Source organism: Pseudomonas rhizophila, from assembly GCF_003033885.1.
Lineage (GTDB): Bacteria > Pseudomonadota > Gammaproteobacteria > Pseudomonadales > Pseudomonadaceae > Aquipseudomonas > Aquipseudomonas rhizophila.
In genome coordinates this window covers 5,083,494-5,104,697 of record NZ_CP024081.1, presented here as the reverse complement: position 1 = coordinate 5,104,697, position 21,204 = coordinate 5,083,494, and the positions used below count along the sequence as shown (strand labels likewise).

Genomic DNA, 21,204 nt, shown 5'->3' with positions numbered 1-21,204 from the left:
ATGTTCAATGACTTGAGTCGCCTCGGTAAATACCTCGGTCAGGCCGCCCGCCTGATGGTCGGCATGCCCGACTACGACAACTACGTCGAGCACATGCAAAGCAAACACCCGGACAAACCGRTGATGGACTACGAGGCGTTCTTCCGCGAACGCCAGGAAGCCCGATACGGTGGCAAGGCGGGACCCAAGTGCTGTTGATCAACTGATTTCAGGTTGATGAGGTAACCCTGTGGGAGCGAGCCTGCTCGCGATGGCGTCGGGTCAGTTACGATGATGTTGACTGARCCACCGCCATCGCGAGCAGMCTCGCTCCCACAGTTGTTTTAGGATGGCCTCGGGATTTGCATATGCCACCGCTCCCACAGTTGTTTTGGGGGGATCTCAACATTTGCATACACCACCGATCCCCTTGTGGGAGCGAGCCTGCTCGCGATGGCGTCGCAACAGTTTGCCTCGCCTCCACATGGGTTCGGTGCTCTTCTTTTAATTTCGCAACAGGAGAATCACGTTGTCCTCTCCCATCCCGGTCACCATCCTCAGCGGCTTCCTCGGCGCCGGCAAGACCACCCTTTTGCGTCATTTGCTCAAGGCCGAGCACGGCCTGAAAATCGCCGTGATCGAAAATGAATTCAGCGATGCCGGCATCGATACCCAGCTATTGGGCGATGAGCCGGTGCAAGTCATGACCCTGGCCAATGGCTGCGTGTGCTGCACCATTCACACTGACCTGACCAAAGCCCTGTACCTGCTACTCGAACGTCTGGACAGCGGCGAAATTGCCTTTGATCGCCTGGTGATCGAATGCACCGGTCTGGCCGATCCGGCCCCTGTGGCCCAGACATTTTTTATCGATGAGGACCTGCGCGAGCGCTACATCCTCGACGGTATCCTGACCCTGGTGGACGCCGCTCACGCCGAGATCCACCTGACCCAGGCCATTGCCCAGGCCCAGGTCGGGTTTGCCGACCGTCTGCTGCTGAGCAAGACCGATCTGGTGGACGCCGCCCATGTCCAAGCCCTTGGCGAACGACTGACGCGGATCAACCGACGGGCGCCGATCAGGGTGGTGGAACACGGCAAGATCGATCTGGCCGAATTGCTCGACATCCGCGGCTTCAATCTCAACGCAGACCTGGGGGCGGGGTTCAGCCTGCGACCGGTGGGCAAGGCAAGCACCGGGGACCGCATCAGCAGCCTCGTGCTTCGCACCGACAAACCGCTGGATATCGACAAACTCAGCGAGTTCATGAACCAGTTGCTGGAGGAGCACGGCAAGCAGTTGCTGCGCTACAAGGGGGTACTGAGCATCGCTGGCGAATCCCGTCGACTGGTGTTCCAGGGCGTACTCAAACTGTACGGTTTTGACTGGGACACCGAATGGGCGCCAGGCGAAGCACGGGAGAGCGTCATTGTGTTCATCGCCGACGAGTTGCCCGAAGAGAAGATCCGCGCAGGCTTCGAAGCCGCGCTACTTTGACGTCCCGGTGCCTGCGGCCATCAGCAGCTTTTGTTCAAGATGGTCCAGGTGCTCGCTCATCAGTTGCAACGCTTGATCAACGCTGCCACGTTCCATCGCGTCTACGATCGCCAAATGCTCCTGCCAGGCGCAATGCCTGCGGGACTTGATCTCATGCCGCGCCAGGGCCAGCGAGGTTAATGGCACGAGGTTGCCGAGAAACTGCGCCAACGGCGCATTCCCGGCCATGGTCGCCAATTGCAGGTGAAACTCGCCGGACAGGCGAATCGCCGGGCCGCGTTCGCCGCGATCCAGGCACTGGCGCTCGCGCTCTATCAGATCGCGTAGGCGCTGCAGGTCCTTGGGCTGCGGCGCCTTGCAGGCCAGGCGCACCAGGGTCTGTTCGGCCAGGCGCCGGGCATGCAGGATTTGCCGGGTCTGTTCCAGGTCCGGTGCCGCCACCTGGGGCCGATGGTTGGGCCGCAGGATCACCACTTGCTGGTGGGACAGGCGCGCCAGGACACGGCGAATGATGCTGCGACTGACACCGAACACATCCCCCAGGCTTTCCTCGGTGAAACGGCTGGCCGGAGCAATGCGTTGTTCGAGGATGGCGTCGAAGATCCGCGGGTAGATATCGTCCACCGACGGTTTGCCGGCCCGACCGGGCAGCGACAGGGACGCGAGCACGTTACGCTCAGGCTGATCCGGGTGGGGCATGAGGTTGTTCATGGCGGTCTCCGCAGGGTGTGGCTCAAGTGCCGAGGTTGTCGTCCGGAATGTTCAGTTCGATGCCCATGCGCTGGCCTTCCCTGAGGATATGCCGGCGCATTTCGGTGCTGGCCTGGGCGCTGTTCTTGGCGCGGATGGCGCGCACCACGGCTTCGTTTTCCTCCAGGCGTTCGGCCAGATGCTGGGGTGAATTGCGCAACACATCGGCGCTTTGCTTGAGCGCGTTGCTGGTCTGCTGGACCACGTTTTGAAAAATCGGGTTGGACGTCAAGGCAAACAGCTCTTCATGGAAGGCAATGTAGGCATTGGCGCAGGCGTCGCTGTCGTTGGCCTCCAACGCTTCGCGCATGTCCATGAGGGTCAGGCGCAACTGGCCGACCTCCTTGCTGCTGATGGATTGCGCCACAAGACCGACGATGAAAGGCTCCAGGGTGTAGCGCAGTTGCAGCACGTCCTCCAGGCTGGCGCCGGCCATGGCGCTGCCTTCATTGGCGGTGTCGGTGAAGTTGGCCTCCAGCACCACGACGCCCTTGCCGGGCATCGAACGCACCAGCCCCAGGGTTTCCAGGACAATCACCGCTTCGCGCAGGCTTGGTCGGCTGATGCCCAATTGCTCGGCCAGCTCGCGCTGGCCGGGCAGCATGTCGCCCGAGCGCCATTGGCCCCGAGCGAGGGCGGCACGTAGTTTCTCCACTACGGAATTGACGACGGTTGATGAACTGATCACTGGTGACTCCTCGAAAATCAATCAGGCGGTACCGGTTCGCGGGCCGGCACCGCAGTCTTTCAGAATTGCTGCTGATGGGCAGTGCCCACCGGTTTCCTGGATTGGAAGGTATAACCGTGTTGGCCGGACAGTACCTTGCGCGCCCGAGGGACATCGATGTCTTTTTCCCAGCGGGCAATCGCCACGGTGGCCACGCAGTTGCCAATCAGGTTGGTCAGGGCCCGGCCGATGCCCATGAACCAATCCACCGCTAGTACCAGCACCAGGCCAACCACCGGGATCGCCGGGACGGCCGTCAACGTGGCAGCCAGGATCACCAGCGCCGAGCCGGGAATCCCGTGGGCGCCCTTGGAGGTGATCAGTGACACCAGCAGGATGGTCAGCAAATCACTCATGGCCAGAGGTGTGCCGGTGGCGTTGGCAATGAACACAATCGCCAGGGTCAGATAGATCGAAAAACCGTCCAGATTGAACGAGTAGCCGGTCGGAATCACCAGGCCGACCGTGGAACTGCCGATCCCCAGGTGCTCAAGCTTGCGCATGATCTGTGGCAGCACGGCGTCGGAAGAGGCCGTACCGAGCACGATAAGCAGCTCTTCACGCAGGTATTTGAGAAACGGCAACATCGGCAGGCCCGAGACACGCATCACCAAGCCGAGGATCAGCGCAACGAAGGCGATGCAGGTCAGGTAGAACAGGCCCACCAGGCTGCCCAGGTGTTGCAGTGAGTCCAGGCCATATTTGCTGGTAGTGAAGGCGATGGCCCCGAAGACCCCAATGGGGGCCAGACGCACGATCATGCCCATGATGCGGAAGATCACGTGGCTCAGTTCGTTGATCAACCGCGAGATGCCGGACGCTGCATCGCCCACCAGGTTCAAGGCGCTGCCAAACAGCACGGAGAACAACAGCACTTGCAGAATGTTGTTTTCAGCGAAGGCCCCGAGCACCGAGGTTGGGATCAGGTTCATGAGGAACTGGGTGGTGGTGACCAGGTGCTCGCCACGCTGGGCGATATCCCCCATGTCCGCGCTGGAGAGTTGTTCCAGGTGGATGTTCGCACCACTGCCGATACCAGTGCTGAAGGCAAGCACCAGACCGATGACCAAGGCGATGGTGGTCAATACTTCGAAGTAGATGACCGACTTGAGGCCAATGCGCCCGACCTTCTTGAGGTCTCCGGCACCCGAGATGCCGCTGACTACCACACAGAACACGATCAGGCCGATGAGCATCTTGATCAGCTTGATAAAGCCGTCGCCGAGGGGTTTGAGCTGTGCGGAGTATTCGGGAAGGGTCAGTCCACAGACGATGCCGAGTACCAATCCGAGGACAACTTGAAGGAAGATCGAACGCGAGCACCATTTGAGCATGGGAGGGATTCCTGGTTCGGTGTCCTTTTCGCCGTCAATAGAGCTGTTGGCGTCAGGACTTCATTATTGTGGTCTTACCGGTTTGTCCAGTGCAGGCGCAGTCTAGGCCTTGTTTTCGCTGCTGCGCAAGCTGATCTGTAGAGATTTGGCATGACCGGTCTTACCAGTTTGGCCGGAACCCTTGTGCTTGAGCCGTTTGTTGCAGTGAAAAAAATGTGGGTGGCAAGCAGTGCGCCACAGCTCCCTGTGGCGAGGGATCAGTCCTCTCGCCACAAAGATATCGACATGTTCTTTAAAGAACACTCAGGATAAATGTCACTTTCGATTTTTCTTCTGTCTCGGCGAGATAAATATAAGGCGAGCCTCGAACTTTCAATCCGCCGATATATTTTTTATTTTTTGTCATGAACGAGACAGGTAAATGCGGCGTGGAAATATTCTGCCGGGTGATGGCGTTGTTCTGATGATCAACGAGGGTAAAGAGCATCGGATCATCCGTGCCGGAGTCCTGTGCGCCGAGAACCTCAAGCCAGCGTTTACCGATAAGTTTGTTTTCATGTTCCCCCGTGTTTTTAATGACCAGGTTGTAGCCGTTCGGGGTGTGTCGCAAATGCAATTTCAATGGGTTGCTGGATTGACCCTGATTTTTGGGGCGCATGCCGAGCAGGCTGGAGTGGTCATGGGTTTGCGGGCGGCCGGTAAAGAAGCCGCCGCTGAATAAACTCACGGTGGCCATCGCGGGTTTGCCATGAAGTATTTCAAGCAGGTTGACGTGGTTGTCAAACATTCGAAGTGTGGCGTTAAAAGATTGATCACGGTCCATGTGATTCGACTCCTCGTTGGGTTTATGAAGTGTGCAGTTATGGAGCGATATTATTGATTTATTAGCTGTCGGTGGTGGTGTGTGTATTGCAAGACATTAGATAAGCGTGGGGGTTAGTTATTTGGGGTAATTGTTTGCGCCCATGAAAAAGGCCCCCATCTTTCAATGGAGGCCTTTCTTACTGAGGTGTAACGGGCTGATTAAGCGCCGTATACCGGCAGCTTTTTGCAGATCGCCTTGACCTTCTCGCGAACGGCGTCGATCACCGCTTCGTTGTTCAGGTCCGCCAGGATGTCGCAGATCCAGCCAGCCAGCTCCTTGCACTCGGCTTCTTTGAAACCACGGGTGGTCACGGCCGGGGTGCCAAAGCGCAGGCCGGAGGTGACGAACGGGGAGCGTGGGTCATTGGGCACCGAGTTCTTGTTCACGGTGATGAACGCCTTGCCCAGCGCTGCGTCGGCGTCTTTGCCGGAGATGTCCTGCTTGATCAGCGACAGCAGGAACAGGTGGTTCTCGGTCCCGCCGGACACTACGTCGAAGCCACGCTCGATGAATACGCCGGCCATGGCCTTGGCGTTTTTCACCACTTGTTGCTGGTAAGCCTTGAACTCAGGCTGCAGCGCTTCCTTGAAGCAGATCGCCTTGGCGGCGATCACGTGTTCCAGCGGGCCACCCTGGGCGCCGGGGAATACGGCGGAGTTGAGCTTTTTCTCGATGTCGGCGTTGGCACGAGCCAGGATCAGGCCACCACGTGGACCGCGCAGGGTCTTGTGGGTGGTGGTGGTGACGACGTCGGCGAATGGCACGGGGTTGGGGTAGACGCCAGCGGCAACCAGGCCCGCAACGTGCGCCATGTCCACGAACAGGTAGGCACCGACCTTGTCGGCGATTTCGCGGAAACGTGGGAAGTCGAGGATCTGCGAGTAGGCGGAGAAACCGGCCACGATCATTTTCGGCTTGTGCTCGAGTGCCAGGCGCTCGACTTCGTCGTAGTCGATCAGGCCATTGCCGTCGATGCCGTACTGGATGGCGTTGTACAGCTTGCCCGAGGACGAAACGCTGGCGCCGTGGGTCAGGTGACCGCCGTGGGCCAGGCTCATGCCCAGAATGGTGTCACCGGCCGACAGCAGCGCCAGGTAGACAGCGGCGTTGGCCTGGGAACCGGCGTGAGGCTGGACGTTGGCATAGTCGGCACCGAACAGTTCCTTGGCGCGGTCGATGGCCAGTTGCTCGACCACGTCGACGAACTCGCAACCACCGTAGTAGCGCTTGCCTGGATAGCCTTCGGCGTACTTGTTGGTCAGTACCGAGCCTTGAGCTTCCATCACCGCGGGGCTGGTGTAGTTTTCCGAAGCGATCAGCTCAATGTGCTCTTCCTGGCGCTGAGCTTCTTGCTCCATGGCGGCAAAGAGATCGGCGTCGTACTTGGCAATAGTCAAATCACGGCTGAACATGGCGGTCCTCAAGGATCGGGGGCAGAAAAGGGGGGCATTCTAACCCAACCGGTTTTGGAAGGCATATGAAAGGACGTCATGTCGCGGACGAATGGGATTCACGCTGCCTGTACTGGCCTCATCGCGAGCAGGCTCGCTCCCACAGGGGGGCTGTGGTGTATGTCTATTCCAAGGACAGCCAAAAGCAATTGTGGGAGCGAGCCTGCTCGCGATGAGGCCCGCCCGGCCAGCACAAGCTTTCAGTCGAGCATGAACAGCGCATCATTGCTGAACTGCGCCTCAAACCGGTTGGCCGGCATCGGCCGGCCGAACAGGTAGCCCTGGACTTCATCGCAGCCGTGCTCGCGCAGAAAGTCCAGTTGCTCGTGGGTTTCGACCCCTTCGGCAATCACCGCCAGGTTGAGGCTGTGGGCCATGGCGATGATCGCCCGGGCGATCTGGGCGTCCTGTTCGCCGGATGGCAGGCCATCGACAAAGGTGCGGTCGATTTTCAACACGTCGATGGGGAATTGCTTGAGGTAGTTGAGGGACGAATAACCGGTGCCGAAGTCATCCACGGCGATGCTCAGGCCCAGGTTTTTCAGCCCGGCCAGGATCTGCATCGCCTCGCTGACTTCACGCATCAGGATGCTTTCGGTCAGTTCCAGTTCCAGACAGGCCGGCGGCAGGCCGGTGCTACGCAGGATGTTGGCGATGCGCGTGCCGAGCTGGCCATCGGAGAACTGCCGGGCCGAAATGTTGACCGAGACTTTCGGCACCCGGACCTTGGCCTGGTGCCAGGTCTTGAGCTGCCGAGAGGCTTCGCTGATCACCCAGTCACCGACGTCCACCACCAACCCGAGCTCTTCGAGGACCGGGATGAAGTCCCCTGGCGGCACCAGCCCGCGTCGTGGATGGCGCCAGCGCAGCAAGGCCTCGGCGCCGGTCAGGCGTTTGCCGTCGCCGCTGAACTGTGGCTGGTAATACAGCACGAACTCGTTCTGCTCCAGGGCGTGGCGCAGGTCGCTTTCCAGCTCCAGTCGTTCCAGGGCGCTGGCGTTCATGTCGGCCTGGTAGAACTGGAAGTTGTTCTTGCCGCGCTCCTTGGCGTGATACATGGCCGTGTCGGCGTTCTTCATCAGCTGACTCAGCTCGTTGCCGTCCTGAGGGCTCAGGGCGATACCGATGCTGGCGGTGACGAAGAACTCCCGACCTTCCAGTACGAACGGTCGGACCAGGCTGGCGAGGATCTGCTCGGCCACGTTGATCGCCCGGTTGAGCGCCATTTCGCGGCTGGAACGCGGTTGCAGCAGCAGGGTGAATTCGTCGCCGCCCATGCGCGCCACGGTGTCGTCGTCGGCCACGCAGCCGAGCAGCCGCGTGGCCATTTCCTTGAGCATCCGGTCGCCGGCGGCGTGGCCCAGGGAGTCGTTGATCGGCTTGAAGCGGTCCAGGTCGAGGAACATCAGCACGACCCAGTTTTTCTGGCGCTCGGCCGATTGCAGCGCGGTGTGCAGGCGATCCTGAAACAGCGTGCGGTTGGGCAGGTGGGTCAACGCGTCGTAGTAGGCCAGGCGATGGATGCGCTGTTCGCTGGCCTTGCGTTCGCTGATGTCGCTGAAGAAGCACACGTAGCTGGCCAGGTCGCCTTCATCGTCCAGCACCGCCGTAATGCCGACCCAGGCCGGATAGTGCTCGCCATTGCGGCGCTTGAGCCAGACCTCGCCTTCCCAGGTGCTGTGTTGCTGCAACTGCTTGAGCACGTAGCGCAGGTGGGCTTCCTGCTGCTCGTCCACGGTCAGCATGTTGGGCAACTGGTCCAGCACCTGCGACACCGCATACCCGCTGACGCGGCTGAAGGCTTCGTTGGCCTGGACAATGTAACCGGCCGGGTCGGTGATCAGGATCGCCGAGGTCGAATGCTCGAATACCGTGGCGGCCATGCGCAGGTCTTTTTCGGCGCGTCGTTGCTGGCTGATATCGCGGCCCACGCCCAGCACGCCTTCGAACGCGCCGTGCTCATCCCACACCAGCACCAACCGCAGCTCGATGGGGATCTTGCGCCCGTCGGCGCGCAGGCAGTCGAACAGAAACAGCTGGGTCTGCATCTGGTTGCGCAACTCGGCCAGTTGCTCAGGCTTGTCGAGGGCTTTGCTGACCCGATCCATCAAGGTGTAGATGCCGGTCAGTTGTTGCGGGTTGGCGATGGTCGATTGCCAGCCGTTCTGGAATATCCAGTCAGCGCTGTAGCCCAGCACTGCTTGCACCGAGGGGCTGACGTAGTTGAGCGAAAGCTTGCTGTTGGTGGAGAAAATCACGTCGCTGATGCTTTCGGCGAGCATCCGATAGCGTTGTTCGCTGTCGCGTAGCGATTCGCTGGCTTCGATCTGTTCGGTGATGTCTTTGGCTACGCCGATGATCCGTGTCACCTGATCGTGCCGGTCCCGGGCCAGGGCTTGTTCGCGAATGTCGAAGCGCCGCCACTTGCCATTGCGATGGCGAAAGCGCAGCTGGCATTGCAGCAGTTGCGCATACCCGGCCTGGCGTTGTGCCTGGCGCAAGTTGTGATAGTGGTCGGCGTCTTCGCTGTGCAGCAGGATTTCCCAGAAGTATTCGCCCATCTGGTGCAGTTCGGTGCGGTCGTACCCCAGGGTCTGTCCCAGGTGATGGTTGCTGAAGATCATCCGCTGGCTGATCACGTCTTGCACATAGAGATGGTCCGGTACGGTGCGCACCACGTCGGACCAGAAGCCTTCGCGTTCGAGCAGCGACAGTTCGATCAGCTTGCGGCTGGTAATGTCGCTGATGCTCAGGATGACGGCGTTGTAGTCCTGCTGTTTTTCCGGCAGACGCAGCACCAGCCATAGGTGCTGATCACGGCCATGGGCGTCCTGCAGCTTGATTTCCAGCTCCAACTGCTTGTGCTGGTCGAGCAGCGCTTCGAGCAGCTTCGAACCCACTGGGTTGTTGTCCTGGGCAGCATTGCCGACCAGCAGTTGCCAGGCCCGCTCGCAGGAGTTGACGTTGAGCAGCTTCAACGCCATCTGATTGACCTCGGTGACGTGAACTTCCTGCTGCAGTTGTTCAAGCTGGTGAGGGATGGCCAACCAGGCGCGCAACTGGTCGCCGTTGCGCAGGCCGGTCCTTTCAAAAAATGCCTTGAGGCTCGACAGGTCAAGCACGCAGAGCGCGACGCCGGTGCCTTCGAAAATATCCTGGTAGCGTCGGCGGCCCTCGTGCAACTGACGCTGGCGACGGCGCATGCTCAAGAGCGCGATCACCGGCAGCATTGAAAACGCCAGGCCTAGCAGGCATTTGCCGATGAAGGCCGGCAGCAATTGCTCCAGCACCTGGCGCCGGTCGAACAGTCCACGCAATTGCCAGTCGCTGCTGCTCAGGGGCACGGTCAGCACGGTGTTGCTCAGATCATCCGGGGACAGCCGGGTAGGGCTGGCCGAGGGCAGGCTTTCGTCCCGGCTGATGATTTGCTGGTTGAGGCGGTTTTCCACCAGCCACAGTGGGCGCATGCCTGTATCGGCCTGCTTGGTCAGGGTCGAGAAGAAGGTTGGGGTCAGGCGCAGCGCCCAATAGCTGCGGCTGCTGCCGCTGGCCTGGTGCAACAACAGATGCACCACGGAGCCGTCATCGGCATTGCTGAAATAGTGCGCCTGGGCCCGACTGCGCCGTACCAGCTCTGCCAGGTAATCGGCATCGTGGCTGGCAGGATCACTGTCGCTGAGCACCCGGCCGGAAGGGCTCAGCAACGCCAGGCTGCGTAGCTCGGGCAACGATTGCTGGAGTTTGCGCAGCAGGGCCTGCTGTTCGTCGGCGCTCTGCGGTTGTTCGACGATCGGTAGCAGGTTGAGGGCGATCTGCGCATTCAAGGCCATGTTCAGGCTGACTTGCGCGGCCAGGTCGGCGGTGTAATCGATGGTGTACTGGCGCTGTTGCTGCTGGGTTTCGCGCAATTGATCAAGCAACTGCCAGAAGAGCAATCCAAGCAGCAAGAGCACCAGTGTGGCCAGCGCGCCCTTCAATGTCCCGCGCAGGGGCGAGCCGCTCGCAGCAGTCGGTGCGCGTGGGGACAGGGTCGGCGTGACGTTGGACAAGCTGTAATCCTGCAGTTTGCTGGACTGGCGCGACGTGCACTATAAGCCGGACGCCCAAAGGGCGGCTAGCATGCCTTGACTTGTGGCAAAGTGCCAGCCCCTGGTGGCTGGACCTTGACCGATGGTTGAGGTAGCTTTGCCGGTCAAACAAGAGCGCGCAAGCTCCGATCCCCAGGCTTTATCTGCCCGCCGGCATTGATAACCGTCAAGCGCCGGCGCCGCGCATGGCCTGGCCCGTTCTTTTCACCTGTCACTGACGCTAGGTTCACCATGGCTCAATACGTCTTCACCATGCATCGGCTGAGCAAAGTTGTTCCGCCGAAGCGGGAAATCCTGAAAAACATTTCACTGTCGTTCTTCCCCGGGGCCAAGATCGGCGTGCTGGGCCTCAACGGCTCGGGTAAGTCCACGCTGCTGAAAATCATGGCCGGTGTCGACAACGAGTTCGACGGTGAAGCCCGTCCGATGCCCGACTTGAACATCGGTTACCTGCCTCAAGAGCCTCAGCTGGATCCGACCAAGACCGTACGGGAAGTGGTCGAGGAGGCGGTCAGCGTGATCAAGGATGCCCAGGCGCGCCTGGACGAGGTCTACGCGGCCTACGCCGAACCGGATGCCGACTTCGACAAGCTGGCCGCCGAACAGGCCAAGCTCGAAGCGATCCTGCAGGCCAGCGATGGCCATAACCTGGATCGCCAGCTGGAAGTCGCCGCCGATGCGCTGCGCCTGCCGGCCTGGGATGCCAAGGTTGAACACCTCTCTGGTGGTGAAAAGCGTCGTGTGGCTCTGTGCCGCCTGCTGCTGTCGGCGCCGGACATGCTGTTGCTCGACGAACCAACCAACCACCTGGACGCCGATTCTGTCGCCTGGCTCGAACACTTCCTGCACGATTTCCCGGGCACTGTGGTCGCGATCACGCACGACCGTTACTTCCTGGACAACGTCGCCGGCTGGATCCTGGAACTGGACCGCGGCGCGGGTATTCCTTACGAAGGCAACTACTCGGGCTGGCTTGAAGCCAAGTCCGATCGTCTGGCCCAGGAATCCAAGCAGCAGTCGGCCCATGAAAAAGCCATGAAGGAAGAACTGGAGTGGGTGCGCAAAGGCGCCAAGGCCCGCCAGTCCAAATCCAAGGCACGTCTGCAACGCTTCGAGGAAATGCAGTCCCAGGAATTCCAGAAGCGCAGTGAAACCAACGAGATCTACATCCCGGCCGGTCCGCGCCTGGGCGACAAGGTCATCGAATTCAAGAACGTCACCAAGGGCTATGGCGACCGCGTGCTGATCGACAACCTGTCGTTCGCCATGCCCAAAGGCGCCATTGTCGGTGTGATCGGTGGTAACGGTGCGGGTAAATCCACGCTGTTCCGCATGCTGATGGGCAAGGAAACACCGGATTCGGGCACCATCGAAATCGGCGAAACCGTGCAACTGGCCTGTGTCGACCAGAGCCGCGAAGACCTGGACGGCAGCAAGACCGTGTTCCAGCAGATCTCCGACGGTTCCGACCAGATCCGCATCGGCAACTATGAAATTCCGTCGCGCACCTACGTGGGGCGCTTCAACTTCAAGGGCGGCGACCAGCAGAAGTTCGTCAAGGACCTGTCCGGTGGTGAACGCGGTCGCTTGCACCTGGCGTTGACCTTGAAGGAGGGCGGCAACGTCCTGCTGCTCGACGAACCGTCCAACGACCTCGACGTCGAAACCCTGCGTTCCCTGGAAGAAGCCCTGCTGGACTTCCCGGGCGCAGCGATTGTGATCTCCCACGACCGGTGGTTCCTCGACCGTGTGGCGACCCACATCCTGGCGTACGAAGACGACTCGCAAGCGGTGTTCTTCGAAGGCAACTACACCGAGTATGAGGCCGACCGCAAGAAACGCCTGGGCGAAGCCGCTGCCCAGCCACACCGCGTAAGGCACAAGAAGCTGGCCTGATTCGGCCGGCGACCGAGCGACAAACCCTGTGGGAGCGAGCCTGCTCGCGATAGTGGTGGATCAGCCAGCGTAAGTTGCCTGACCCGCCGCCATCGCGAGCAGGCTCGCTCCCACAGTGGTTTTGGGTCAGTCACAAGCTGCACGGTGGGGCTCGCTCCCACAGTGGTTTTGGGTCAGTCACAAGCTGCACGGTGGGGCTCGCTCCCACGCTGGTTTTGGGTCAGTCACAAGCTGCACGGTGGGGCGCGATTCCTGTGGGAGCGAGCCTGCTCGCGATGAGGCTGGCAAGATCACCCCGGTTCTATCGCCACCACTTCAATGGTCAAATCCCCCACCGGCCGTTTCCAGATCACTTCATCGCCAACTTTCGTCCCCAGCAACGCCCGCCCCAGCGGCGAGCCCCAATTGACCAGTCCGCTGGCCGCATCGGCCTGATCTTCACCCACCAACTGCACTCGCTGCTCGTGGTCATGCTCATCGACAAAGGTCACCCAATGCCCGATCCGCACCTGATCCAATGAGGTTGGCGTAACGACCTGCGCGCTTTGCAAACGCTGATTGAAATACCGCAGATCCCGTTCGATATCCGCGATTCGCTGCTTGTCCGCCAGTTCTCCCCTGGCCACCTGCTGGCTGTGCAGCGCCTGCAGCTCAGCGACCCGGGCCTGTAATTGGGCGAGTCCGGCGGGCGTGACGTAATTGGGTTGCGCGCTGACCTGGCGTTCGACCGGCTGATCGGCCTGGGCAGCGGCGTTGTCCTCATTGACGAAGGCGCGACTCATGATGTTCTCCTCTATTGGAGTTTGGGCCATGGTCGCAGGCTTTTGGTTTCAGCGGATGTCTGTACGCGACTCACTGTGAGCGATAAGCCCGGGCTGCGTCCTGGTCCTTCTGCTGCTGCCAGGCCCGTTCTCGCTCGTCCCAATGGCGTTCGCGGTAAGCGTTACGCTCCTCACTTTCGCGCATGGCCTGGCATTGACGGAAACCGTCGCTCCAGCCTTCGGCATAGGGAGCGTCCTTGAGATACCGTGGCACGTCCTTCCTGAACTGGCCGGTGATCACGCCGGCTGCCTGCCGGCCGCTGCTGCAACCGTCATCAAAGCCGTCGGCGAATGCCGGAGGGTAACCCCGGGCGATCAGGTTTTCGTGGGTGGTTTCGCAGCCACCGAGCAACATCACCACACTCAGCACCACCGCGCGCCTCATTTTTTTTGCATTCCTGCCTGATCCACTCATAAGAGAAGTTTAGAAGTGGATTCGTCAGGCCGATGTGAAAGCGCTGTGATGAATCTGTTCGCTTAGGTGAGTGCGGGGTATGCCCCAGTCAATAGTGATACCACTTCACCTCCAGCATCACTTCGTTCTCCGGTGACGCCAGATGGCTGAACTCGCGCTGGGCACTCAGGCGCAGACCGAGGTTGCGTGACAGTTCCCACTGCTGGTTCAGGCTCACGCTACGGCGCACTTCGCCGTTGATGAAATAGTCGCCTTTGGCCTCCAGGCTCAAGTTGCCCAGCGGGTTTTTCCACAGCACGCCAGTGTTGAAGCCTGCGGCCGGAGCGATGAACTGGGCGAAGTCGTTGTTGTGTTCGACCCGCACCGTGCCCAAGGCGAACCCCAGCATGTCGTCACCCAGTGCCCAGGTGCCGCCGGCTCCGCCATTGACGTGGCTGACCAGGGTTTCGTCGTCGTGCTTGCCCGGCACCCGCTCCAGGCCGCCGGTGACTTGCCAGGACAGCGGTTGCAGCAGTTCGTTGCGCGGAGTCAGGGAGCGAATGGTTGCAAGGTCCAGCTGTTGCACCTGCCAGTCATTGCCTTCGTACTGGCGCAGCTTCAGTTGCAGGATCTCGATCTGTGCGCCCAACGGGAAACTCTCGGCGTTGTCGTTGAGGTCGTGATAGGCCATGCGCAGGCCATATTCGCCGAACGCCCGGTCGCCACGAGTGCCGAGGCCAGCCTGCCAGGTGCGCGACTCGTGGCCATCCTCGGGCAGGCCCGGTTGCGGGATGTCGAGTTCCGGCGCGGGGTTCTGGTTGATCGCCCGCAACAGTTCGAAACTGCGCTGGGCGCGCTGTGGGTCGCGTTCCTGGCCGTTGGCGCGGTAGCGCTCCAGGCGATAGGCGGCGTCGATGATCAGCGCCTGGCGAGCGCGAGGCAATGCCTTGAATGCTGAAGTCTGCAGTTGTTTTTGGTCGGCGCTGACTTTCAGCACCCACTGCTGCTCGTCGTCGGTGAGTGGTTCGGCGCGGCTGAGCAGTTCCCGCTCACGGGAGGGCCGGTATTCGATGCTTTCCACCAGCCCGGCTTCTTTCACCGCCTTCACGGTGTCGGTGGGAATCGCCGTCAACGGGAACTGTTCGGTCAGCCGCAGGCTGGGACGGGCCACTTGCAGCAGTTCGAGCAGGCGATAGGAGCAGTTTTCGTCGAAGAAAAAATAGTCGAACTCAATCTGCTTGAGTTCCCACACATGCTCGACCATGCGCTCGGTTTCCACCTGGCTCAGATTGAGGCGGTATTCCCACAGGTCGCGGTTTTCCAGGCTGCGGTACTCGGAGAGCTTTTCCTGATAGGGCACCAGGGCGAACAGGCCCGGGTAACCGCCCATCAGGCCTTTCCAGGCATACAGAATGCTGTTGTCCGAGCCTTCGATGTAGGCGCCGAAGTTGATCGCATAGCTGAGCAGCGCGGTCTTGTCGCTTTGCACATCGGCCTGGTCGATGCGCAGCAGGGTGTGGCCAAACATCGAAGAAGGGCTGTTCAGGTAGGCGGCCGGAAAAATCATCACCGCGCTGTGGGGCGCGACGTCCTTGAACCATTGGGTGAATTCGCTGCAGTCAACCGTCGGCAGATCCGTCAGGTTGAGCTGCGCCTTCAGCCAGCGTGTTCGCGCCGGGTACACACATTGGGCGTGTTGCTGACCAGCACTGGCCGGGCCGTACAGCGCTTGCACCGTGGCGGCCAGTTCGTGGTCGGGATGTTCGTTGCCGTCGGGAGCGAGGAAAAATCTTTTGTCGCTGATATAGCTGCGCCAGCCACCGAGCTTGGCGGTTTCGTAGTGGCCCAGGGAAATCCAGAAACGGTCGTTGGCCAGTTGCTGCAAGCGTTGAGGGTCGACATGAGGTGCGGCGGACAACGGGGCGCACACACAGAGCGCCAGCCAGGCAAGGCGTTTGAGCATAGTTGGCTACTTGGACAATCGAAAAATAAAGACCGGAAGGGGCCCCAAAAAGAAAACCCGCTCCCCGAGAGGAGCGAGTGGTGTCGAGCTTAAGCTGGAGTGGCGTACTTGGCCAGGCGTGGGTCGCTTTTCAGCACGGCCAGGGTGTTGGTATGCACGTCTTCTGCGGTCACATCAGCCTTGCTGAAGATCTGCTGGAAGTGCTCGTGAGTGACAGCGGAGAAATGCGCACGGTCTTCCGGTGCCACGCCCAGTACTACGGCGTAGGTGGTGAGCGCTTCGCCTTGGCCCTTGGCCATGTCTTCGGACAGCTCGTTCATCATGCCATTCATGGCCAGCCAGGACTTGCCACCGTAGGTCAGTGCCGCGTTGGTCGAGCAACCGTTGGTGCCGGATGTCATGCCGAAGGTGGCGTTGCCCGAGGTGCCGTTGGTGGTGGATGCCAGGAAGTGAGCCGGGGTGCCACGCTGACCTTCGAACAGCATGTTGCCCCAGCCGCAATCCGGACCGCCTGGCGCCTGAGCCATGGCGTTGAGGGATACAGCGGTGAAGAGAGTACCGAGAAGAATCCGTTTCATAGCTATGTTCTCTTTTATGTGCATACCAATGGACAGGGTCTGACCCTACAGGCCAGTGGGCCGGTTATTGTTCCAGCCGCGCAATTTGGAGTTTAGGCACGATCCTGGGGTTCCGTGACATTTTGCAAAAAGTAACAGCAGTGTCATGAATTTACGGGCTCGGGCTCAGGGGATGCCCCTGGACTATGCTTTGGCCTGAGGCGCTTCTTGCCAGTCAGGTGCAGGCAGCGCCAGAATGCCGCTATCTGCCCCGCCTGATGTAAGGAAGCCCGATGCCTGATCCTGTTGCTGCCAGCTTGCGTCTAGCGCCCGAAGCGCTGACCCGCCCGTTTTCCGCTGAACAGTTCAGCTTCTCTACCACCAATGATCTGGAACCCTTCCGCGGTGTGCTTGGCCAGGAGCGTGCGGTCGAAGCATTGCAGTTCGGCGTGGCCATGCCGCGCCCCGGTTACAACGTATTTGTCATGGGAGAGCCCGGCACTGGCCGGTTTTCGTTCGTAAAGCGTTATCTCAAGGCCGAAGGCAAGCGTATGCAGACCCCGGCGGACTGGGTCTACGTCAATAATTTCGATGAGCCCCGCGAACCCCGCGCCCTGGAGCTGCCATCGGGTACGGCGGGGGCTTTCATCGCCGACATCAACGGCCTGATCGACAACCTGCTGGCGACTTTCCCGGCGGTGTTCGAGCATCCGTCCTATCAACAGAAAAAAAGCGCCATCGACCGTGCTTTCAACCAGCGCTACGACCGCGCCCTGGATGTCATCGAGCGCCTGGCGCTGGAGAAGGATGTCGCCCTGTACCGTGACAGCAGCAACATCGCCTTCACGCCGATGAGCGAGGGCAAGGCCCTGGACGAAGCGGAATTCGCCCAGTTGCCGGAGTCCGAGCGCGAGCGTTTTCATGACGACATCTCGGGCCTGGAAGAACGCCTGAACGAAGAGCTCGCCAGCCTGCCGCAGTGGAAGCGCGAGTCCAGCAACCAGTTGCGTCAACTTAACGAAGAAACCATCACCCTGGCCCTGCAACCGTTGCTGGCGCCGCTGTCGGAAAAGTACGCAGAGAACGCCGCGGTCTGCGGCTACTTGCAAGCCATGCAGGTCTACTTGCTCAAAACGGTGGTCGAGCAGTTGGTGGACGACAGCAAGACCGACGCCATTGCCCGCAAGCTCCTGGAGGAGCAATACGCCCCGAGCCTGATGGTAGGGCACCCAACCAGCGGTGGCGCGCCGGTGGTGTTTGAACCGCACCCGACCTACGACAACCTGTTTGGGCGCATTGAATACAGCACTGACCAGGGCGCGCTCTACACCACCTATCGACAACTGCGCCCGGGGGCGTTGCACCGGGCCAACGGTGGTTTCCTGATCCTTGAAGCAGAAAAAATGCTTGGCGAGCCGTTCGTGTGGGATGCACTAAAACGTGCCCTGCAATCGCGCAAACTGAAAATGGAGTCGCCACTGGGCGAGCTGGGTCGTCTGGCCACGGTCACCCTGACCCCGCAGCACATTCCACTGCAAGTCAAAGTGGTGATCATCGGCGCCCGCCAGCTCTACTACGCCTTGCAGGACCTGGATTCGGACTTCCAGGAAATGTTTCGCGTGCTGGTGGATTTCGACGAAGACATTCCGATGGGGGATGAAAGCCTGGAGCAGTTCGCCCAGTTGCTCAAGACCCGTACTTCGGAGGAGGGCATGGCCCCGTTGACCGCCGATGCGGTGGCGCGCCTGGCCACCTACAGTGCGCGCCTGGCCGAACATCAGGGGCGTTTGTCGGCGCGGATTGGCGATCTGTTCCAGCTGGTCAGCGAGGCGGATTTCATTCGTCAGTTGGCCGGTGACGAGATGACTGATGCCGGTCACATCGAACGCGCCCTCAAGGCCAAGGCCACCCGCACCGGGCGCGTCTCGGCGCGGATCCTCGACGACATGCTGGCGGGAATCATCCTGATCGACACCGACGGCGCGGCCGTAGGCAAGTGCAACGGCTTGACGGTGCTGGAGGTGGGGGATTCGGCGTTCGGCGTGCCCGCGCGGATTTCCGCCACGGTCTACCCCGGCGGCAGCGGCATCGTCGACATCGAGCGAGAGGTCAACCTCGGCCAGCCGATCCACTCCAAGGGCGTGATGATCCTCACCGGTTACCTGGGCAGCCGGTACGCCCAGGAGTTTCCTCTGGCGATCTCGGCCAGCATCGCCCTGGAGCAATCCTACGGCTACGTGGACGGCGACAGCGCGTCCCTGGGAGAAGCGTGCACGCTGATTTCTGCCTTGTCGAAGACGCCGCTCAAGCAGTGTTTCGCTATCACCGGCTCGATCAACCAGTTCGGTGAAGTGCAGGCGGTGGGCGGGGTCAACGAGAAGATCGAAGGTTTCTTCCGCCTTTGTGAAGCCCGTGGGCTGACCGGCGAGCAGGGGGCGATCATCCCCCAGGCCAACGTCGCCACCCTGATGCTCGACGAGAAGGTGCTCGCCGCCGTGCGCGCCGGGCAGTTCCACGTTTATGCGGTGCGCCAGGCCGACGAAGCCCTGAGCCTGCTGGTGGGTGAGCCGGCCGGCGAGCCGGATGAAAACGGTGAGTTCCCCGAAGGGAGCGTCAATGCCCGGGTGGTGGAACGGCTGCGGGTGATCGCGGAGATGATCAGCGAAGACGACATCAAGGAAGCGGAAAAGGAACTGGCGCAACAGGCGCTGGCGGAGGCCAAGCCGGCTTGATGCGTTCCAGGTCGGAGTAAGTCAATGTGGGAGCGAGCTTTGTGGGAGCAAAGCTTGCTCGCGATAGCGGTTTTACAGCCAACAGAGGTGTTGTCTGTGACGACGTCATCGCGAGCGAGCTTTGCTCCCACAGGCTCGCTCCCACAATTGTTTGTGGTGATGGCTAAAAAGTGCCACCACTTTGGCGTCAATATTCACACTATGACCATTCGGCGCATTCTGGTCTCGGCGGGACTTGCGGCCGGAACTTTTCTTCTATCCTCAGTTCAAGGATAACGAGAGCCATCATCGGATCGAAACAGCCTTGTCCTGAGGCTGAATACCGGATCTATCGAGGGGCGCCGCCATGTCGCGCAACCTTTGCCTCACTCGTCAATGCCTGGGTCTTGTGACCCGTATCGAATGCGCCATCCGTCCGCTGGCGGGAGATACCGGTATGTGGACCTTGCTCTTCGCCGCCGGAATGGCTGGCGAACAACCTTCGGCCATCAAGGCCCAAGGCCCTTTTCCCGGCCCGAATGCCGCGGAGTCCATTCTCGACACCATTGTGCAAAGCCTGACAACGCATGGTTATGAGCTGGCCGACGACCCGCAGATCTGGTGCCTGCACATGCAGGCCCAATTGCGGGAAATCAATGGAGGCCGTTGTCGCAGCGTCGACGGCTTCGAGTTTCGCCCGTTGCATTGAAAGCCGTCATCGTGCGGGCGCTGGCAGTACGGTTTAGCTCCAAGGGCTGAAGTCGCGGATGGGCCTGGCGTTTATGACCCAGGTCGTGACTGATATACTCGCCGCGATTTTTCAGCCCTGGTGTGAGACTCAATGGAACGCTTTATCGAAAATGCAATGTACGCCTCCCGTTGGCTGCTGGCGCCGATCTATTTCGGGCTGTCCCTCGGCTTGCTGGCCCTGGCCCTGAAGTTCTTCCAGGAAGTCTTTCACATCATTCCCAATGTGTTTGCCATGGCCGAATCCGAGCTGATTCTGGTGCTGCTGTCGCTGATCGACATGGCGCTGGTGGGCGGCCTGTTGGTGATGGTGATGATTTCCGGCTACGAGAACTTCGTCTCGCAACTGGACATCGATTCCGACAAGGAAAAGCTCAACTGGCTCGGGACCATGGATTCGTCCTCGCTGAAGATGAAGGTCGCGGCCTCGATCGTTGCCATTTCCTCGATTCACCTGCTGCGCATCTTCATGGATGCCAAGAACGTCGATCCCGAGCACCTGATGTGGTACGTGATCATCCACATGACCTTCGTGGTTTCGGCGTTTGCCATGGGTTACCTGGATAAACTGACCAAGCACTGAGGTCCGTTCATCGCTGCGGCGCACCGCCCGTCTGTTGCAAAGCAGGCGGGCGTTGTCGTTTCTGGTGGCGGCGCTTTGATCAGGGGGCTCGTCACCCGCTGCGGCATCTGTGCTAGTCTGCTCGCCCTTTTGGTTCCGGGCGCTCCGGGAGACGCTGTGTCAAGCACGGCAAATTCCCGAGCCGTCCGCACAGCGGAGCAGCATCATGTCCGAAGTTAACCTGTCCACCGACGAAACCCGCGTCAGCTACGGCATTGGCCGTCAGTTGGGTGACCAACTGCGCGACAACCCGCCACCGGGCGTGAGCCTGGACGCAATCCTGGCTGGCCTGACCGACGCTTTCGCCGGCAAGCCGAGCCGTGTGGGCCAGGACGAGATGTCCGCCAGCTTCAAAGTCATTCGCGAAATCATGCAGGCCGAAGCTGCCGCCAAGGCAGAAGCCGCCGCTGGCGAAGGTCGTGCATTCCTGGCTGAAAATGCCAAGCGCGAAGGCATCACCACCCTGGCCTCGGGCCTGCAATTTGAAGTGCTGACTCAGGGCGAAGGCGCCAAGCCGAGCCGTGAAGACCAGGTGCGTACCCATTACCATGGCACCCTGATCGATGGCACTGTGTTCGACAGCTCCTACGATCGTGGCCAGCCTGCCGAATTCCCGGTGGGTGGCGTGATCCCAGGCTGGACCGAAGCCCTGCAATTGATGAACGCCGGCAGCAAATGGCGTTTGTACGTGCCAAGCGAACTGGCCTACGGCGCTCAAGGCGTTGGCAGCATTCCGCCGCACAGCGTACTGGTGTTTGACGTCGAGCTGTTGGACGTTCTGTAAGGCATCAACGCTTAAGC

17 protein-coding genes are annotated in these 21,204 nt (G+C 60.5%); 7 read left to right on the top strand and 10 right to left on the bottom strand.

The window, feature by feature from the left end; all coding sequences use genetic code 11:
• Entirely contained in the window at window positions 1-198 is a 198-nt protein-coding gene (locus CRX69_RS23705; RefSeq protein WP_107322959.1) for a YbdD/YjiX family protein, read from the top strand.
• Between the two features lie 310 nt (window positions 199-508).
• Entirely contained in the window at window positions 509-1,477 is a 969-nt protein-coding gene (gene yjiA / locus CRX69_RS23700) for a GTPase (protein WP_047230146.1), read from the top strand.
• Here the strand turns inward: yjiA and CRX69_RS23695 are convergent.
• From CRX69_RS23695 to CRX69_RS23670, 6 genes are all read right to left on the bottom strand, one after another.
• Entirely contained in the window at window positions 1,469-2,188 is a 720-nt protein-coding gene (locus CRX69_RS23695) for a GntR family transcriptional regulator (protein ID WP_107322958.1), read from the bottom strand. The two genes, yjiA and CRX69_RS23695, sit on opposite strands and share 9 nt — an antisense overlap.
• Before the next feature lie 22 nt (window positions 2,189-2,210).
• Window positions 2,211-2,915: a FadR/GntR family transcriptional regulator gene (locus CRX69_RS23690; protein ID WP_047230147.1), complete on the bottom strand. Its 705-nt coding sequence runs from the start codon at window positions 2,913-2,915 to the stop codon at window positions 2,211-2,213.
• Window positions 2,916-2,974: 59 nt separating this feature from the next.
• Window positions 2,975-4,288: a C4-dicarboxylate transporter DctA gene (locus CRX69_RS23685; RefSeq protein ID WP_076386402.1), complete on the bottom strand. Its 1,314-nt coding sequence runs from the start codon at window positions 4,286-4,288 to the stop codon at window positions 2,975-2,977.
• 292 nt (window positions 4,289-4,580) lie between these two features.
• Window positions 4,581-5,111, bottom strand: a complete 531-nt coding sequence (locus tag CRX69_RS23680) for a hypothetical protein (RefSeq protein ID WP_047230149.1) — start codon at window positions 5,109-5,111, stop codon at window positions 4,581-4,583.
• Window positions 5,112-5,311: 200 nt separating this feature from the next.
• Window positions 5,312-6,565 (bottom strand): serine hydroxymethyltransferase, encoded by a 1,254-nt coding sequence (gene glyA, locus CRX69_RS23675; RefSeq protein ID WP_047230150.1) that lies wholly within the window; start codon window positions 6,563-6,565, stop codon window positions 5,312-5,314.
• A 239-nt stretch (window positions 6,566-6,804) separates the two neighbouring features.
• Entirely contained in the window at window positions 6,805-10,653 is a 3,849-nt protein-coding gene (locus CRX69_RS23670; RefSeq protein ID WP_047230151.1) for a bifunctional diguanylate cyclase/phosphodiesterase, read from the bottom strand.
• 270 nt (window positions 10,654-10,923) lie between these two features.
• Here CRX69_RS23670 and ettA point away from each other — a divergent pair, with 270 nt between their 5' ends.
• Window positions 10,924-12,588: an energy-dependent translational throttle protein EttA gene (gene ettA, locus CRX69_RS23665; protein WP_047230152.1), complete on the top strand. Its 1,665-nt coding sequence runs from the start codon at window positions 10,924-10,926 to the stop codon at window positions 12,586-12,588.
• 290 nt (window positions 12,589-12,878) lie between these two features.
• On the opposite strand, the gene CRX69_RS23660 is transcribed toward ettA, so the two are convergent.
• The 4 genes from CRX69_RS23660 to CRX69_RS23645 form a co-directional block, all read right to left on the bottom strand.
• On the bottom strand, window positions 12,879-13,370 hold the full coding sequence (locus CRX69_RS23660) for a GreA/GreB family elongation factor (protein WP_047230153.1): 492 nt from the start codon (window positions 13,368-13,370) through the stop codon (window positions 12,879-12,881).
• A gap of 70 nt (window positions 13,371-13,440) precedes the next feature.
• The gene (locus CRX69_RS23655) at window positions 13,441-13,794 is read right to left on the bottom strand and encodes a hypothetical protein (RefSeq protein ID WP_047230154.1); all 354 of its coding nucleotides are present in this window, start codon (window positions 13,792-13,794) and stop codon (window positions 13,441-13,443) included.
• A gap of 118 nt (window positions 13,795-13,912) precedes the next feature.
• A complete protein-coding gene (locus tag CRX69_RS23650; protein ID WP_047230155.1) occupies window positions 13,913-15,766 on the bottom strand; it encodes an Lnb N-terminal periplasmic domain-containing protein in 1,854 nt (617 codons plus the stop codon).
• Window positions 15,767-15,855: 89 nt separating this feature from the next.
• Entirely contained in the window at window positions 15,856-16,344 is a 489-nt protein-coding gene (locus CRX69_RS23645) for a DUF3015 domain-containing protein (protein WP_047230156.1), read from the bottom strand.
• Between the two features lie 272 nt (window positions 16,345-16,616).
• Here CRX69_RS23645 and CRX69_RS23640 point away from each other — a divergent pair, with 272 nt between their 5' ends.
• The 4 genes from CRX69_RS23640 to CRX69_RS23620 all read left to right on the top strand — a co-directional run bounded on the left by CRX69_RS23640 (window position 16,617) and on the right by CRX69_RS23620 (window position 21,187).
• Window positions 16,617-19,055, top strand: coding sequence for a Lon protease family protein (locus CRX69_RS23640; protein WP_047230157.1), 2,439 nt, complete (start codon window positions 16,617-16,619; stop codon window positions 19,053-19,055).
• Between the two features lie 346 nt (window positions 19,056-19,401).
• A complete protein-coding gene (locus CRX69_RS23630) occupies window positions 19,402-19,743 on the top strand; it encodes a PA4575 family protein (RefSeq protein WP_047230158.1) in 342 nt (113 codons plus the stop codon).
• A gap of 132 nt (window positions 19,744-19,875) precedes the next feature.
• Window positions 19,876-20,364 carry a TIGR00645 family protein gene (locus tag CRX69_RS23625; protein ID WP_047230159.1) on the top strand — a complete coding sequence of 163 codons (489 nt, stop codon included), beginning with the start codon at window positions 19,876-19,878 and terminating at the stop codon, window positions 20,362-20,364.
• A gap of 205 nt (window positions 20,365-20,569) precedes the next feature.
• A complete protein-coding gene (locus CRX69_RS23620; RefSeq protein ID WP_025215564.1) occupies window positions 20,570-21,187 on the top strand; it encodes a BamJ family beta-barrel-assembly machinery protein in 618 nt (205 codons plus the stop codon).
• Window positions 21,188-21,204 lie beyond the last annotated feature (17 nt).

Coding starts and splice junctions, on each gene's coding strand:
- CRX69_RS23640 (WP_047230157.1), top strand. CDS start 16,617: ATGCCTGATCCTGTTGCTGCCAGCTTGCGTCTAGCGCCCGAAGCGCTG.
- CRX69_RS23620 (WP_025215564.1), top strand. CDS start 20,570: ATGTCCGAAGTTAACCTGTCCACCGACGAAACCCGCGTCAGCTACGGC.
- glyA (WP_047230150.1), bottom strand. CDS start 6,565: ATGTTCAGCCGTGATTTGACTATTGCCAAGTACGACGCCGATCTCTTT.
- CRX69_RS23650 (WP_047230155.1), bottom strand. CDS start 15,766: ATGCTCAAACGCCTTGCCTGGCTGGCGCTCTGTGTGTGCGCCCCGTTG.
- CRX69_RS23660 (WP_047230153.1), bottom strand. CDS start 13,370: ATGAGTCGCGCCTTCGTCAATGAGGACAACGCCGCTGCCCAGGCCGAT.
- CRX69_RS23695 (WP_107322958.1), bottom strand. CDS start 2,188: ATGAACAACCTCATGCCCCACCCGGATCAGCCTGAGCGTAACGTGCTC.
- ettA (WP_047230152.1), top strand. CDS start 10,924: ATGGCTCAATACGTCTTCACCATGCATCGGCTGAGCAAAGTTGTTCCG.
- CRX69_RS23685 (WP_076386402.1), bottom strand. CDS start 4,288: ATGCTCAAATGGTGCTCGCGTTCGATCTTCCTTCAAGTTGTCCTCGGA.
- CRX69_RS23645 (WP_047230156.1), bottom strand. CDS start 16,344: ATGAAACGGATTCTTCTCGGTACTCTCTTCACCGCTGTATCCCTCAAC.
- CRX69_RS23630 (WP_047230158.1), top strand. CDS start 19,402: ATGTCGCGCAACCTTTGCCTCACTCGTCAATGCCTGGGTCTTGTGACC.
- CRX69_RS23680 (WP_047230149.1), bottom strand. CDS start 5,111: ATGGACCGTGATCAATCTTTTAACGCCACACTTCGAATGTTTGACAAC.
- CRX69_RS23655 (WP_047230154.1), bottom strand. CDS start 13,794: ATGAGGCGCGCGGTGGTGCTGAGTGTGGTGATGTTGCTCGGTGGCTGC.
- CRX69_RS23625 (WP_047230159.1), top strand. CDS start 19,876: ATGGAACGCTTTATCGAAAATGCAATGTACGCCTCCCGTTGGCTGCTG.